The organism is Sphingobacterium sp. LZ11T8 (assembly GCF_024261425.1).
GTDB lineage: Bacteria > Bacteroidota > Bacteroidia > Sphingobacteriales > Sphingobacteriaceae > Sphingobacterium.
Genome location: NZ_JANBZY010000002.1, coordinates 672,177 through 688,253 on the forward strand (window position 1 = coordinate 672,177; position 16,077 = coordinate 688,253).

General features: G+C 33.8%; 12 protein-coding genes. 5 read left to right on the forward strand and 7 right to left on the reverse strand.

Annotated elements, in window-relative coordinates:
* Nucleotides 1-3 precede the first annotated feature (3 nt).
* Nucleotides 4-171 carry a hypothetical protein gene (locus NLF99_RS07850; RefSeq protein WP_185212548.1) on the reverse strand — a complete coding sequence of 56 codons (168 nt, stop codon included), beginning with the start codon at nucleotides 169-171 and terminating at the stop codon, nucleotides 4-6.
* A gap of 362 nt (nucleotides 172-533) precedes the next feature.
* Between NLF99_RS07850 and NLF99_RS07855 the strand changes: the two genes are divergently transcribed.
* Nucleotides 534-1,436 (forward strand): hypothetical protein, encoded by a 903-nt coding sequence (locus NLF99_RS07855; protein WP_185212549.1) that lies wholly within the window; start codon nucleotides 534-536, stop codon nucleotides 1,434-1,436.
* Nucleotides 1,437-1,476: 40 nt separating this feature from the next.
* On the opposite strand, the gene NLF99_RS07860 is transcribed toward NLF99_RS07855, so the two are convergent.
* A complete protein-coding gene (locus NLF99_RS07860; RefSeq protein ID WP_254527595.1) occupies nucleotides 1,477-2,541 on the reverse strand; it encodes a class I fructose-bisphosphate aldolase in 1,065 nt (354 codons plus the stop codon).
* A 155-nt stretch (nucleotides 2,542-2,696) separates the two neighbouring features.
* Between NLF99_RS07860 and NLF99_RS07865 the strand changes: the two genes are divergently transcribed.
* Nucleotides 2,697-3,755, forward strand: a complete 1,059-nt coding sequence (locus tag NLF99_RS07865; RefSeq protein ID WP_254527596.1) for an alpha/beta fold hydrolase — start codon at nucleotides 2,697-2,699, stop codon at nucleotides 3,753-3,755.
* A gap of 6 nt (nucleotides 3,756-3,761) precedes the next feature.
* On the opposite strand, the gene NLF99_RS07870 is transcribed toward NLF99_RS07865, so the two are convergent.
* The 5 genes from NLF99_RS07870 to NLF99_RS07890 form a co-directional block, all read right to left on the reverse strand.
* Complete coding sequence (locus NLF99_RS07870) at nucleotides 3,762-6,125, reverse strand: PDZ domain-containing protein (RefSeq protein WP_254527598.1); 2,364 nt, start codon at nucleotides 6,123-6,125, stop codon at nucleotides 3,762-3,764.
* Nucleotides 6,126-6,137: 12 nt separating this feature from the next.
* On the reverse strand, nucleotides 6,138-7,568 hold the full coding sequence (locus NLF99_RS07875; RefSeq protein ID WP_254527600.1) for a RagB/SusD family nutrient uptake outer membrane protein: 1,431 nt from the start codon (nucleotides 7,566-7,568) through the stop codon (nucleotides 6,138-6,140).
* 16 nt (nucleotides 7,569-7,584) lie between these two features.
* Entirely contained in the window at nucleotides 7,585-10,995 is a 3,411-nt protein-coding gene (locus tag NLF99_RS07880) for a TonB-dependent receptor (protein ID WP_254527602.1), read from the reverse strand.
* Nucleotides 10,996-11,121: 126 nt separating this feature from the next.
* Nucleotides 11,122-12,213: a FecR family protein gene (locus tag NLF99_RS07885; protein ID WP_254527604.1), complete on the reverse strand. Its 1,092-nt coding sequence runs from the start codon at nucleotides 12,211-12,213 to the stop codon at nucleotides 11,122-11,124.
* A 77-nt stretch (nucleotides 12,214-12,290) separates the two neighbouring features.
* Nucleotides 12,291-12,881 carry an RNA polymerase sigma factor gene (locus NLF99_RS07890; protein ID WP_254527608.1) on the reverse strand — a complete coding sequence of 197 codons (591 nt, stop codon included), beginning with the start codon at nucleotides 12,879-12,881 and terminating at the stop codon, nucleotides 12,291-12,293.
* Between the two features lie 336 nt (nucleotides 12,882-13,217).
* Between NLF99_RS07890 and NLF99_RS07895 the strand changes: the two genes are divergently transcribed.
* From NLF99_RS07895 to NLF99_RS07905, 3 genes are all read left to right on the forward strand, one after another.
* On the forward strand, nucleotides 13,218-13,892 hold the full coding sequence (locus NLF99_RS07895) for a response regulator transcription factor (RefSeq protein ID WP_254527610.1): 675 nt from the start codon (nucleotides 13,218-13,220) through the stop codon (nucleotides 13,890-13,892).
* Nucleotides 13,889-15,199 carry a sensor histidine kinase KdpD gene (locus NLF99_RS07900; protein WP_254527612.1) on the forward strand — a complete coding sequence of 437 codons (1,311 nt, stop codon included), beginning with the start codon at nucleotides 13,889-13,891 and terminating at the stop codon, nucleotides 15,197-15,199. The genes NLF99_RS07895 and NLF99_RS07900 overlap by 4 nt, the downstream gene beginning before the upstream one ends.
* A gap of 82 nt (nucleotides 15,200-15,281) precedes the next feature.
* Nucleotides 15,282-16,076 carry a phosphatase PAP2 family protein gene (locus tag NLF99_RS07905; RefSeq protein WP_254527614.1) on the forward strand — a complete coding sequence of 265 codons (795 nt, stop codon included), beginning with the start codon at nucleotides 15,282-15,284 and terminating at the stop codon, nucleotides 16,074-16,076.
* Nucleotide 16,077: the final 1 nt, after the last annotated feature.

Consider the following 16,077-nt stretch of genomic DNA (forward strand, 5'->3'; position numbering starts at 1 on the left):
GTATTATTTTTTAGGACGTGGAGGTCGTACCTGCCCCTGATCCCCATATACTGGGTCATCATCTCCCGAATCGGAGTTGGATTGGATTATTATTGCATCATTGTCAATCGGTTCAATAGGCATAGTTGGGTTGCCTGTGTTCATTAAATGGTAAAGGATTAAGTACCACATTTTTCAAAAAATTAGAAGGTAAAAGCCTGCTAGGTCCACATACACCTTATATGGGATTGCTAGAAAATTTTCCAGAAGGCCTTCTGAATTTTTTGGAATTGAGGGGCATGAATTCCTCAATATTGAAATCTCTTTTGTATCTTTCCTTGAAAGCACAAACAGTATTAACCGCTGATTTCAAAAGCAAAACTAAAGCACTAAAAGCCGCTCATAATCAACCTTTTACGATATTTCCGGTAATTCCATGTGAATTCCGGTATTTCCAAAGCGATCTGTTGTGAAACTGTTTTGGCTGTGAAATGTATTATTAATTAGAATTACGGATCCGTAAATCTTGGGGAGGAAAATATTTAATTATAGGAATGTCAGCATTCAATAAATTTAAAGAACGCGTTCTTGCCAACTATTGGGAAAAACACAAAAACAATGAATTACATGACCGATTAGCAAATCCAACTTCTGCTAATCTTAGAGACTATGCCCTATTCCTTTTGAATGAGGGTATGAATCCTGATGACAGAAAAACGCTGAGAGATTTCTTTATTTTAAAGGATGAACTTGGAGATCTCGAAAAATCAATAGCCGGAATTGACATTGACAAATTAAAACCTGTACGATATTTTATTGATGGTAAAACCAGCAATCCCGATGAAACTATTGTAAAGCTTTTGGCCGTGCTGATTGACTTTCAACCAAGACCATTTAGGATCGATGATTGGGTAGCGGATATAAACCCTAAATCAAGAGAGACATCCATATTACCTTTAAACCAATCTCTTGAAAAAGAGGATCCAAAATTTCCTGATACAAGTAGACAAAGCTCTGGAATAGGTTCCTCGTCTCCGGAATCAGGAACCAATACTTCGAAATTCAACAAAAAGGCAATAATGTGGGTGGGATCTGCCGGACTTATTGCTGCAAGTTTAGGTTATATTACCTTCAAGGATAAAAAGGAGTGCATGGTTTGGTTTAAGGACCGATACATTGTGGTAGACTGTTTAGACAATAACATGTGGAATCAAAAGGTAATAGCTTTGGATGAAGACAGATTAAAAAACTTTAGAAAAATCACGAGATATGATACTTTAGGTCTTAAGGATGTAAATAGAATTTGGTATTCGAAGGTCAATAATGAAATTGAGTTTTTCACCACGGCAGGATTGCATCCCGAACATAGCGAACGTGGACTAAAACTCGCCAGTGAATATATTATCCGAAAATATGCAATGGGCGAAGAACCTGATACCAGTAAAAATGAAGAGTAAATGGGCAAATAGATAGGTTGCCCATTTATCCTTTTCAATATTAAGCGATATCCACTTCCTTCATTAAATAGACATCTTGAATTCCCTGAAGCAGTTCTACACCTTCTTTCATTGGCTTTTGAAAAGCCTTTCTTCCACTGATCAAGCCTGTTCCCCCAGCCCTTTTATTGATTACGGCTGTTTGCAAAGCATCCCGAAGGTCATTCTTACCTGAAGCCCCGCCTGAATTGATCAATCCCGATCTTCCCGCAAAGCAATTTAATACCTGATAACGGCAAAGATCAATAGGATGGTCCGAACTCAATTCACTGTACATTCTTTCATCAAGCTTACCATAACTACTGTTCCCTAAATTTAAGGCCTTATAGCCTCCGTTGACTTCTGGTAACTTCTGCTTAATAATATCTGCTTCTATGGTCACCCCTAAATGATTAGCTTGTCCAGTCAAATCAGCAGATAAATGATAATCCACGCCATCCTTTTTAAAAGCATCATTTCTCAAATAACACCATAGGATGGTTGCCATGCCCAAGCTATGGGCTTCTTGAAAGGCTTTGCTCACTTCAACAATCTGTCTTCCTGACTCCTCAGAGCCAAAGTAGATGGTCGCACCTACTGCAGCAGCTCCCATGTTCCAAGCTTCGCGAACTGTTCCGTAGAGAATCTGATCACTTTTATTGGGATAGGACAATAACTCGTTGTGATTGATCTTGACAACAAATGGAATCTTATGCGCATATTTTCTAGATACAGCGCCTAGCACGCCGAATGTTGATGCCACAGCATTACATCCACCCTCGATTGCCAGTTTGACAATATTCTCTGGATCGAAATAAATAGGGTTTGCAGCAAATGAAGCGCCAGCGCTATGTTCGATGCCCTGGTCTACTGGAAGAATGGAAAGATAACCAGTATCTGCTAACCTTCCATGTCCAAAAATATTTCCTAGACTCCTTAAGACCTGCGGATTTCTGTCAGTCGGTCCATATACATCATCAATAAAGCATGGAGAGGGTAAATGAAGCAGTTCTTTTTTTACTGTCTTACTTTGATATTTTAACAAGTCCTCAGATCCTAGGTGTTCAATCAATTTATTGATATTCATTTTATTATGTTTAAATCTTTATAAAGGCTATTATAATAATTGAACATGATGACATTAGAATTGTTTCTGGTAACAATGAATAATTTACCAACAATCGGTAAAAATATTTATTTAAATTTGGTCGAAATTTTATCCTATTTAATTGAAAACCAATCATGATGAACCTCTTAATAATCTTGATTAGTATCTTGGCCCTGTTAATCATTCTATATTTTATATATGTAGAGCATAATTTGCATTCAGAAGATAGAGAACGGTTAAAGATTTCCGAATTCGGTTTTGAAGAAAAACAGGTCAATTTAGAAAATGGGATTGTGCTAAATTATGGTGAGGGACCTGATAACGGTCCAGCACTGATGTTGATCCATGGCCAAGGGGTAGATTGGAAAAATTATGCAAAAGTACTTCCGGAATTATCTCAAGATTGGCATGTATTCGCTATAGATTGCCATGGACATGGGAAATCTAGCCATGAAGCACAAAGTTACACCGCAGAAAAAATGGGCACTGATTTTATCTGGTTCATTGATCATGTCATAAAAGAACCTGTCTATCTATCAGGGCATTCCTCTGGAGGTCTTCTGGCAGCTTGGATTTCTGCAAATCATATTCGGATTCAAAGTACGGTCTTAGAAGATCCACCCTTGTTTTCCACAGAGAAAGACCGTTGTCAAAAAACTTTCGCTTGGCAAGACAGCTTTCGTATAGCCCATGACTTTCTTCAACAATCTGAAATAAAAGATTATTTAACCTTTTACCTCCCTCGAAGCTATTGGAAAAATAAGTTCAAAGGCCTCTGGAAAACCATTATTTCAAAAGCAAATAAATTCCGAGCAAAATATCCTAATCGAATATTCAGAATAGGTTTTATCCCATTAGCCATTAATAAGATATGGGAATCGGCATCAGATAACCGATATGACAAAAGATTTGCTGATAGTTTTTACGATTGTTCCTGGTTTGAGAATTTTGATCAGGCAGAAACTCTAAAAAAGATTTACTGTCCAACAAAATTGATTTTCACCAAGAATTCTAAGTGGAAGCAATATGATGAAAATGGCATCCTCATGGCTGCTATGTCAGATGAGGATGCCATTAAAGCTGCAGGTTTAATCCAAGATTGCAAACTGATAACCGTCGATTCTGGTCATGGTTTTCATGATGAACATCCGGCAGAGTTTATTAAGATCATAAAATCTATGCAAGGAATTTGACCTGCATTATAAATTAACCTGCATAGTTTTTTTCTCCTGATTTCTGAAAACTTCAATATTCAATTTATTCATATACTGATCCCTCTTCAATACAAGCTGTAGGTCCTTCAGTTCCTTGACATCCACTGATTGACATCCAACAATAACATCAGACTTTTGAATCCCTGCTTTTGCCAATGGAGAATTTTCCTCAAGCTCTAAAACCAAGACCCCTTCCATCGTTGGTAGCCCAGCAGCAGATTGTTCCCCTAAGGATTCAATAGATTTTAGCTTAGCTCCTTTCCATTCAAAAACTGCACCTTTCGAAATATTTCCTTCTTTATGGATTTCAGGGATATGGGGCGAATCCAGCAATCTTTTTAATCTGGTATTTCTTACTCCTACATCACTTAAATTCAATGACTGAAAATTCATGTTACCGGAAATTAAATCAAATTTTCCGATCGCTACATCTACGAAATTTAAATCCACAACCGATGAATTAGCATCCACCGATTTGGCTTGGTCTGCTTGCAGGTCTTTTAAACTGGTATAATAGTTTTCATCAACCTTATCTCCCCAATAGTTAACCTGAATATCTTGATGAGAATGCATCACAATATTATTTCTAAAAACGTCATGGCTGTTTTTGAACCATACATGGGGATGAAACCCATTATTGATCATGATATTATTGTAGACCGTCCTATAGAAACCTTCTCGCAATTTCAATCCTCCACTAAGACAGAGGTTATTAAATATTTCATAGTTCGATGAACCATCATCAAGGTCAATATCCCACCCATGATCACAACTAAATCTATTGTTACTGATGATCGTTGTTTCAATTGCATCCAATTTAACCCAGTCTGGATGGGCTTCCACAATTCGGTCCATCTCTTTTCTATCGGGATGCCAAAAACGGTCTCTTCCCCAGGAGTTAAAAGCACCATGGTCGCTAGTTTCTAGGACGGTATTGAATACATCGTTAAATGAAATCTGATGTCCTCCCCATGTTCCATCACCTACATTAATCCCCGCTCTTGGTACATCATAAATACTGTTGTGCAGTACAGATATTCTTGCTGACATTGAAATTTGAACCCCGGCAACTTGTTTTTCTATCAGGCCAATATTTCTAATCACATTATCGTTCGCCTCACAATCTGCTGGATAGTTTTCCGTTTTGGGACCTGGAATAGTGTCTATTTCATTTTCAGCAACGAATTTCTCATACCTGAAGGAAGGACTTCGAACAGCCTGAGGATCCCCAACAAAATTTATAGCACCCCCACCTATCCTTTCCATTAAATTCCCGCTCACTTTTACTCCTCTATTATAATTGCTCAAGAAAACGGCATTCCCGCCCAGATCGATAAAGTCAGAATTGGAAACACTACAATGTTCTGCACCTTCAAAACAGACCGCAGCCTGTCTATAAATGGTCCAATCGCTTCTCAATAATGGTTCTTCCGTTTTCATAAAAGTTGGATCTGTTTGCACAAAACGGATCCCCGTTATATGCACCTCTCGAACTGGTTTTTCCATTGATCCTTTAACTGAGATCAAAGATTCTAGTTGAGGAACTTCAAATTCAAAGTTATTTGGATCCTGATCTCCGAAATTTAAATATAGCGTTGAACTTGATTGATCTAAATACCATTCATTCAACGTGTCCAATTCCTCGAATACATTTTCTACAAACCGATATGTTTCATGCATTTTGCTAGGTCGATTATTTTGTAACCCTCCTTCTAATTTTAATTCCCCATTCTCATCTTTACCAGTTACCAAATAATGGAATCCACCCCATCTACCAATATGTAAGGCATGCACAATCGCTCCCTGTGGATTCTTCCAACCTTTAACTCTTTCGGGGCTGATAGCGTCCTCAGCATATCCATTGAAAGGAAGAATCTTAGGATCATAATTGGGATATCTTGCTCGATTTAATAAATCACCATTTGCAAAAAGCCGTTGAAATTTTAACCCTGCTGGCACCTTAGTTGTCCAAAGGTTATTCTTGGATTTTGTCCAGCTCAGATTCAGTTTATTTGCTGCTGAAAAAGTCACCTTCCTTTCATTAATGGCTTTTATCGTAATGCCATCGAAGTTTATTTCCAATGGTTTTGATAGATAATATTGACCATCGTTGATTAATAATTTTACCCTAGAATTAGGATTCTTCTTTTTATAAATGGCAATTTGCTCCAAAGCGATTTCAGATTTACCGAAAGGTTTTTCTTTTGATCCATTAGAATTATTTTTACCATTAGTGGATAAATAAAATTCTTTAATACCAGAGGTTTGGCAAAAAGTTTCCTTACTTATAAAAAATAAAACAACAGTTATTAGGACATAAATATTTCCTGATATATTTAATTTTTTCATAGATTCTTTAAATTATTGATATAGTGGATTTTGAGGTATATTATTATTAATTATTTCTTCCACCGGAATTGGCCATGTTTGGTTATAATTTCCAATTGGCAAAGTCAATGTACTTCCTCTTTGCTTTTGAATTCTATCAAAAGAATTGGTCCTTTTCATAATCATCCAGGAAAATCCCTCCTGATAAAGCTCCCAATTCCATTCATTTCTAATATCTTCTCTCAATTGATTTTTAGATAAATTAACTAGGTCTGGTACATGGGTAATATCATTTTCGTCTAGCCTTGCTCTCTTCCTTATTTCATTTATATATGAATACGCATTTTGAGGACCATTAATTTCATTTTCAGCTTCAGCTGCAATTAAATACATTTCTGCTAATCGAATTAAAGGCAAACTGTAAGAAACCGAAGCAGCCGAAGGTAATACACCACGATCAATCAGATTTATATCAACAAATTTTCGAATAAACGGACGTTCTAAAACTTGGTTCCCAATTTTATAATTCTCTACTATTCCCCATTGTGATCTTCTATCTCCCTTTGGAAAACTTTTAATAAAATTTTGTGAAGGTACTAAGGAAGGATTGTATCCATTGGCTGTGCTAGAATTATTATGAATAAAATTCCCTCCTCTTCCCGCAACGTATTGTTTATCCCAAATGGTTTCACTTGTATAATTTAATTGCTGGAATACTTTTGCATAGTCTAAAACAAGAGAGTATTTTTTCGACCCAATTACAGTTTTTGCTTTTTCTAATGCATCTTTATAATATGTAGTTTTATTTAAAGGTTCTCCTGCCATTGTAAGATATACTCTTGCCAATAATGCAGTTGCAACAAATTTATTCACTCTTCCAATTTGAGGCTCAACCTCTGGTAGGTTGTCCTCGGCAAATTGAAGATCTTGAAGTATTTGCGAATAAACTTCAGCTTGTGGAGTCCTAGGTAATTTTAAACTTTCATAACTTTTAGCAACTTCTAATGGTAAAGGAATATCCCCAAACAATTGAACAAGATTAAAAAAAGCATAGGCCCTTAGAAATCTTGACTCAGCAATTAAAGCATTTTTCTTTTTCTCCTCAAGGGGTGCATCATTAAGGTATTTTAAAATAAAATTTGCATTTTTCACTATTCTATAAGGTCCATTCCAGGAATCCCTAGCATTATAATATGATGGAGATGGCTGGTTATTATATATAGGTAATGCTTGTTCTACTTTTGGAGATGGTGCATCATATAAATCCGTAATCATTTCATGAGTAAATGGAACATATAATGGTAATCCGCTATAAATACCTTTTACACTAGATTCATAACTCCCTGGATTATTAAAAAATTGATTAGGACTTAAAATTGTTTTTGGTTTCTCCTCCAAAATTTTTTCACAAGAGGAGAACAAAAAAACTGTTAAAATTGCGATTAATATCTTTTTAGTTTTCATAATTTTCATTTTTCAATTAGAATTCAACCCTTAAACCTGCAATAAATGATTTTGAAGAAGGATAATTTCCGCGATCCCAGCCATTTATACTTGCTGACGACCAGGATACTTCAGGATCATATCCGGTATAATTCGTAAATGTTAGAAAATTCTGAGCACTTATATAAACACGTATATTAGAAAGTTTTATCGAATTGGCAAACCTCGATGGAAATGTATAACCTAGAGTTACATCCCTTAACCTTACATATGTTCCATTTTCAACCCATAAAGTGCTAGGATAATCTCGGATAGAACTACCGCTTTTATTACTTGGCTTATCAAATTTGCTGTCTGTTGAATTATTTGACCATCTATTATTGAAAGCTTCATAAGTTGGAACCCATTCTCCGTTTAATGTGATATTATATTTTCTAAATTCATTTACTATATCATTCCCCACACTTCCAACTAACAAAAATGAAAAGTCAAAATTCTTAATAGAAAACTTATTATTAAATCCAAAAGTAAAATCAGGTTCAAGTTTGCTCAAAACAGTTCTGTCCTCACTATCATTTATTACACCTTTATTATCCCAATTTTTAAATTTGTAATCACCAGCTTTTTTATTTGGCTCACCATTATCAATAGCCTCCTGGTCTGTTTTATATACTCCTTCTATTGTATAACCATATAATTGCATGCGTGATTCACCAACAATTGTAGGGAACCAATTGCCTCCAGCTCCAATTTCCTTATATTCAATAGGATTGCCATATGCATCATTCCCTAAATCAAGGACTTTAGTTTTATTCGCTGATAAATTAAAAGAACTAGTCCATTTAAAATTTTCTTTAAGAATTGGAGTCCCAGATATTAGGAATTCAATACCTCTATTTTGAACAACTCCAACATTCTGAAGAACAGATCCAAAACCACCAGAACCAGGCAAAGTAACGTTTAATAATAAATCCTTTGTTTTTTTATTATAATAATCAAAAACAAATTCTAACCTATTGTTTAATAAACTGAAATCTAAACCAAAGTCAAATTGTCTTGTGGTTTCCCATTTGAGATTTGAATTTTCTAAAGAAGCTAGAATAAACGCGATATTAATTTCATTATTAAATACGACGTCAGTATTTGAGATATTGGCTAAAGTCTGATAATTATTAATAGCTTGATTTCCCGATTCACCATAAGAACTTCGAAGCTTTAAATTTGATATCCATAAATGATCTTTTAAGAACTCCTCATTACTTATTGCCCAAGCAATAGCGGCGGATGGGAAAAAAGCAAATTTATTACTTGCTCCAAACCTTGAAGATCCGTCATATCGTCCAGTTAATGTCAAATAATATTTATCTTTAAATGAATAGTTCGTTCTTCCTAAAAATGACATTAATCTATTATCTTGCCAATTACTACTAGGTAAGGCTTTAATAATTGCAGAAGAAATATTATTATTGAGATAAATATCGCTTAAAAACCCTATCCCAGATCCGCTATTTAAATCATCGGATTTACTTGATTGATAAGTTATTCCTCCAACAGCATCTAATTTATGATCTCCCCAATTTCTTTGAAACTCCAAGATATTTTCATTAACCAAAGTAAAGGTACTGCCATAAGATTTTTGGGCAACTCCAAAAATTGGTTGTCCATTAGGATCTGTTTTCTGGCCTAAACTAATATTACCCGGATAGTATAAATCCCCTTTATTATAACTATGATCAATACCAATACTAGATTTAAATTTTAATCCATCTATGATTTCATATGAAATACTTGAACTACCAATAATTCTTAAACTATTTGAGGAATTATGCCAATTATCCGAAATACCAACAGGATTTGTTTCTCCCCAGGATACACCAGTAAATTTAGTGTACTCTCCATTCTCATCATAAACACCAATTGTTGGAGGCATAACCATAGTAGCCCAAGGAATTCCACCACCACCATCAGCGGATTGATACTGAGCTCGATTATATTTTGAATTCTGAATAGATAGATTAGTACTAAAGATCAACTTATCAAAAAGCTTATGTTCAATATTCCCTCTAAATGACATTCTTTCAAAACCGGAATTTCTAATAATTCCATTTTGATTAAAATAACCAAAAGAAGTAAAATATTTAGTATTTTCATTTCCACCGCTTAAGTTTAAATCATGATTTTGAACTAATGCATTTCGATAAACTAAATCTTGCCAATTTGTCCCTTCAGCGAGATCTTTTATTTGCTGATCAGTCCAAGGAAGTTGTTTATTATCATTCAGAGCAACTTCATTTTGTAACTTAGCAAAATCTTTAGCGTTAATTAAATCAGCAAATTTTCTTATTTTTTGAGACCCTAAATAATTACTATAATTGATTAATGTTTTTCCAGATTTTCCTTTTTTTGTAGTAATAATTACCACTCCATTTGCCCCCCTAGACCCATAAATAGCAGTCGAAGAGGCGTCCTTTAATACAGAAATGTTTTCAATATCTTCCGGATTCAATTGAGCGGACAAACCGTCTAATGGCAGTCCATCAACAACGTATAACGGATCATTACTTGCTCCGAGAGAATTCAAGCCCCTAATTTGGATTTTCATCCCTTCACCAGGCTGTCCAGATGCTTGATTAACTTGGACACCAGCTGCCTGACCTTGTAAGGCTTGTGCAAAATTAGAAATTCCTTTGACTTGTGTAATTTGATCTTTTCCAAGTGTTGAAATAGAGCCTGTCAAATCGGTCTTCTTAACTGCTCCATAACCAACAACAACAACTTCTTCTAAATCAGAAACAACAGGAATTAAAAATACTTGAAGATTTTCTCCGTTAAATATCTTTTCGATTGTTTGAAATCCAACATAAGAAAAAACCAAAATAATTGGACTTGAATTTATATTATTTTCAAAGCTAAAATTTCCTTTGACGTCTGTGAAAGTTGTTAAATTTGCATTTTTGATTTTTACATTTACTCCTTCTAAAGGCTTTCCTAAGCTATCTAATACAACTCCAGATATCTTGACTTGATTATTCAATCTATTATTTGAAATGGTAGATTCTTGATTATTAACAGGATTTTGCTTTATGAGAATGTTTTTACCATCTATTTTATAGCTAATGGGCTGATTAGCAAAAACTAAATCAAGAACCTGAGAAATAGGTTTATTCTTTACATTAATTGTTATTGGTTTAGTTCCTTTAAGCCATGAGCTATTATAAAACATACTAAAACCGCTTTGTTTTCCTATTGATTTAAGAACAGTGCTTATGTTTTCAGAATTTGTTTGTAATGTAATATTCTGCGAAAAGACCTTTGCACAAACCTGTTGACTTAACAGGAAAAAGGATATTACGAAAATTTTTAATAAAAAATTAAGGTTTCTAATTTTTAGACTCAAAGGATTATTAGACCAAAACTTTGAGAGTTTGATTAAGGTTTTTAATTCCATACATTTGTAAGAGTTTGGTTGATTAATAATAGAGATAATTTCCCTATAGAATTGATTAGCTTCAATTAACGGTGATGGCGCAAAATCACCGTTTTTTTTATTTTTCGATCTTTTACATAGGCTATACTATTTAGCGGACACAATAACTTGATTATCTTTATATTTAACATCTAAATCAGTCGAATGACCTATTACATTTAGGGCATCTCCTAAAGATAGATTTCTTGAAAATAAACCATTAAAACGAAAATCTTCATTCCCATTAATTTTTATTTTTACATCGTACCATGTGCTCATTTGGGATAGAATTTCTTTTAAAGGAGCATCATTAAAAATAAATGATCCTGACCTCCATCCGGAGATTTCTTCTAAATCAGCAATTGATACATTCAACGCTCCAGTTGAATCACTAATAGCCTGTTGACCTGGAGCAAGTGTAGCTATTTGATTACTGTAATTGTCCTTCGTTTTAACAATACCTGAAAACAAAGTTGACTTTACATTTTCTTCATTTCCATAAGCCCTGATATTAAAAGAGGTACCCAAAACCTCAACTGATTGTCGTTTCGTTTTTACAATAAATGATTGTTGTTTTCCATTTTCCATAGTTCTCTTCGAAATTTCAAAAAATCCTTCACCAGTCAATTCAACTTGTCTAACTCCATCATTAAAATGTTGTGGGAATTTCAACTTACTATCTGAATTCAGCCAAACTTTAGAACCATCGCTTAATACTAAGTGAAAAGTCCCTCCCTTAGGAACATTAATTAAATAATGTTCATTAATATTATCATTTACTAATTTCCCGTAGCCATTCTTCAATTGGCCACCATTTAAATAAAGACCATTTGAATTCGAATCCAGTTTTATTTCTTCTCCGTCAGAGAGTAATAAAATTGCTTTTTCACTAGCAGGAAGTATTTTGTTTAATAAAGCCTTCTGATCATTTATTTCTAAGGTATTTCTATATTTTATTATTGAAATGGTAGTAAACCCAACTAAAAACAATATCGCAGCATACTTTAAATATTTGATATATAAAACCTTTTTTGGATTTATTTTATTACTAATATTAATTTGAACCTCATTTTCTTCCAGATATTGATCGAGTTTTCCCTCCTTTAACAAATGAAAAAACAAAGCTAATTCCTTTTCATTTGCTCTTCCATCAATATACCTTTGAACTAATTCATTATAAAACTTTTGATTTTCATTCATAAATGGTTATTATAAAGGCTTATAATTAATAGACACATGATTCTTATAGTAGGGTACTACTTTTTGAAATTATTTTTCTAAGTCAATAGAAAAATAATTTCAAAAAGTATGCAAAGATGAATATCCAAACGTTTTTTAGCTGTAGTTCTCAATACTTTCAATGTTTGGGTCATGTGTTTTTTAACAGCATGTCGACTGAAACCCATTACTTTTGCCACCTCATCATATGTTAATTCCTGCTCCTTACACAGGTTATAAATTTGTTGAGATTTAGCAGGTAATTTTTCAAATTCTTTTCGGATGAAACAATGGTATTCTTTTAATTGTAATTCATCATTAGTAGAGGTATCTTGAATTGAAATACTCTTCATCAAATATTGAAATGCAATTGTGGTATTGCTAATTTTCCTTAATTGATTTAAAGTGTGATTTTTAGATATGGTAATTATATAATTCTTAAAATTTTCAACTGATCTTAAATTTTCCCTTTTTTCCCAAATTTTAAGAAATATCTCTTGAGAAATATCTTCTGCTAATTCTTTTGATTTTACATATTTAAGCACAAAATTGCAAACACCTTCCCTATATTTATTATAAATTAATAAAAATGATTTTTCACTTCCGTCTGCTACAGAACATAAAATCTCGGTTTCATTTTCGATGCTCATATTAAAAATCCTTAAATATTTAATAATTTATTAGGTTATTAAAACAATATGAAAGAATATAACATTAGTTTTTATGGCGTTTTTTAACAACAAGTAAATTGATTATTTCTAATAAATTTAGATTAAGATATTGATATACTAACATTAATTGATAATATTTTATATAAAAAAAATAAAAACTTATCAATTAACATTTCTTAGTAAAAGATCATATTTGCAATATTCAATCTGAAGGCAACCAATTATTAAACATTTTAATATATCCTTCTTCTATTCTCATTACTTCTAATTTTCTTCAAAATTGTACCTTTAATTACATGAAATTATTTCTATGAAATGAAAATTCTGATTATTGAAGACGAAATCGAATTGGCTAAAAGCATGATTCAGTACCTATCAGAAGAGAGATACCTTTGCGAAGTAGCAAATACTTTCTCTGAAGCCAAAGATAGGATTGAAAACTTTAGCTATGATTGTATTCTATTGGACATCAGTCTTCCAGATGGCAATGGGCTAAAGCTCTTGGAAGAATTGAAATCTTTAGGAAAACAAGATGGTGTCATCATCATATCAGCCAAAGACTCATTGGATGATAAAATAAAGGGACTACAAATCGGGGCAGATGATTATTTGACGAAACCTTTCCATCTATCCGAATTGAATGCACGGATCTATTCCTTAATGAGAAGGAAACAATTCAATAACAGCAATATCATTACACAAGGCAAACTGGAAATTGATTTATTAGCAAGAACTGTTTCTTCTAACCATAACATTATCCCATTAACAAAAAAGGAACTCAACCTATTGTTATATTTTATCGGCAATAAAAACCGAGTCCTTTCTAAAAGTATATTAGCGGAACATTTATCAGGTGATTTTGCGGATATGCTCGATAATCACGATTTTGTATATGCTCATGTCAAAAATCTCAAAAAGAAATTGAATGAGGCTGGCTGTGATCACTATCTAAAGACTGTCTACGGAACTGGCTACAAATGGGAAGGATGAAAAACTTATTGCAAAAATCCTTGAAGCAACTAAGCATATTTGCTTTTATTGTCTTTGTATTGAGTATACCCTCCTATTTTTTATTAGTTGACTGGATATGGATTAAAGAGCTTGATGAAAACAACAAATTGATTGCTCAAAGAATTGAAAATGAATTCAACGCTCAAAACATTAGTAGGGAAAACATCCAACAAAACATCAAATTCTGGAATGAAATACAACCTGTCAGCAAAATCAAGGCTAACCAAGCCCCTTTAAAAAGCGATAGTCTTTACACAATCCGCAGACAGAACATTTACTTTGACACTGAATCCATTGATCGTTTCAGAGGCTTGATGACAAACATTAAAATTAATGGGCAAAATTATGTTTTAGTTGTTGAAACCAATGTGGAGGAAACAGAGGAAACAGTTGTATATATCGCTATTGCGACTTTAGTTTTCTTCTTGATTCTTATCATTGGCTTCTGGATATTGAACCGAAGACTTTCCAGAACCGTTTGGCTGCCTTTTCAAGACACTTTACAAAAGTTAAAATCCTTTAAACTAAATTCAAATAATACCTTAGAATTTCAGGATACTGATATCAAGGAATTTGCAGAATTAAACGAAACCCTAGACAAATTATTAAAACATAACATCAATACTTTCAATCAGCAAAAGGAATTTACCGAAAATGCTTCGCATGAACTGCAAACGCCACTCGCAATCCTTAAAAATAAGTTGGACATCCTATTACAAAGTGAGGATTTGACGGAAAAGCAATATCACATTGCCGAAGAAATGAACCAGGCATTAACTCGTAGCTCTAGAATCAATAAGAACCTCCTATTGCTAGCCAAAATTGAAAACAATCAATTCGACAGCTCCGAGAAAATCAATATCAGCAATATAGTTAATGAAAGCCTAGAAAATCTAAAAGAACATTTTGAAGAGCTTCAGATTACCTTAACAAAGGATGTCACCCCTCGTGTTCACCAGCTTGGAAACAGCAGTCTTGTTGAAATTCTTATTCACAATCTTTTGATTAATGCCTTGAGACATAGCGAACCAAATGGAAGAATAGGAATCATACTGACAGGTGAAAGCTTTCAAATTTCTAATTCTGGTCAAAAGGAACTCGAAGCTAAATTCCTGTTCACACGTTTCGCCAAGAATTCAAAAAGTATACACGGAAGTGGCCTAGGGTTAGCAATCGCAAAAGAGATTTGTAAAAATCAAGGATGGGAAATCAAATACCAATTCTCTCAGCAAAAACATCAATTTACAGTTCATTTTATGCCGGAAACTTCAATTCAAAAGATATAAGTTATACCTATTGTTGCAATTCAAAATTTCTTCTAAATCTCCAATGATATTGTATTCCATATCAAAAGGAAACATTACAAGAATGTCTATAAAATTTAGAGTCACACTAATTACTTTGGCCTACGTGCTATCCAGTATGGTTAGGGTTTCAGCTCAGACCCAAGATAGCACTAGCCAAATTAATCAAGTTAAAATTGACATTCAAGACCAGGACATAAATAACTATAAATTGGATTACAGGCACCTCATTGCACCTACAGTGTTCATAGGTTTTGGGATTGCTAGCCTGAGTAATGAATCCTTGAAAGAACTCAATAACTCCACCCGATATGAAATATTTGAACATCAACCTGATCACATACAGCTAGATAATTATACCCAATATGCCCCAGCTTTGTTAGTATACGGTCTGAATGCGGCCGGAATTAAAGGAAAACACAATTTACGCGATAGAACAATAATCTACCTCACATCCCAAATGCTCAATGCGGCAATGGTTTTGCCTTTAAAGCACCTGATCCATGAAGAAAGACCTGATGGCTCCAACAACCTTTCTTTTCCTTCTGGCCACACATCTACGGCATTTTCTTCTGCACAATTTATGTTCAGGGAATATAAGGACAGTAATATCTGGCTTGGAATCTCTGGCTATTCTTTTGCGCTTTTCACTGGAGTTTACCGAACCATCAATAATCGTCATTGGGTCGGTGATGTAGTAGCCGGCGCAGGATTTGGAATTATATCCACAGAACTTGCATATTGGTCTTATCCTTTAATAAACAAACTATTAACTAAAAAGGACATTCAAAATGCTTCCATGATAATGCCATTTTACCAAAACAAAACGTTTGGCTTAAGTTTTTGTAGAGTATTTTAAA

Coding starts and splice junctions, on each gene's coding strand:
- NLF99_RS07855 (WP_185212549.1), top strand. CDS start 534: ATGTCAGCATTCAATAAATTTAAAGAACGCGTTCTTGCCAACTATTGG.
- NLF99_RS07895 (WP_254527610.1), top strand. CDS start 13,218: ATGAAAATTCTGATTATTGAAGACGAAATCGAATTGGCTAAAAGCATG.
- NLF99_RS07880 (WP_254527602.1), bottom strand. CDS start 10,995: ATGGAATTAAAAACCTTAATCAAACTCTCAAAGTTTTGGTCTAATAAT.
- NLF99_RS07865 (WP_254527596.1), top strand. CDS start 2,697: ATGATGAACCTCTTAATAATCTTGATTAGTATCTTGGCCCTGTTAATC.
- NLF99_RS07900 (WP_254527612.1), top strand. CDS start 13,889: ATGAAAAACTTATTGCAAAAATCCTTGAAGCAACTAAGCATATTTGCT.
- NLF99_RS07875 (WP_254527600.1), bottom strand. CDS start 7,568: ATGAAAACTAAAAAGATATTAATCGCAATTTTAACAGTTTTTTTGTTC.
- NLF99_RS07850 (WP_185212548.1), bottom strand. CDS start 171: ATGTGGTACTTAATCCTTTACCATTTAATGAACACAGGCAACCCAACT.
- NLF99_RS07860 (WP_254527595.1), bottom strand. CDS start 2,541: ATGAATATCAATAAATTGATTGAACACCTAGGATCTGAGGACTTGTTA.
- NLF99_RS07890 (WP_254527608.1), bottom strand. CDS start 12,881: ATGAGCATCGAAAATGAAACCGAGATTTTATGTTCTGTAGCAGACGGA.
- NLF99_RS07870 (WP_254527598.1), bottom strand. CDS start 6,125: ATGAAAAAATTAAATATATCAGGAAATATTTATGTCCTAATAACTGTT.
- NLF99_RS07905 (WP_254527614.1), top strand. CDS start 15,282: ATGTCTATAAAATTTAGAGTCACACTAATTACTTTGGCCTACGTGCTA.
- NLF99_RS07885 (WP_254527604.1), bottom strand. CDS start 12,213: ATGAATGAAAATCAAAAGTTTTATAATGAATTAGTTCAAAGGTATATT.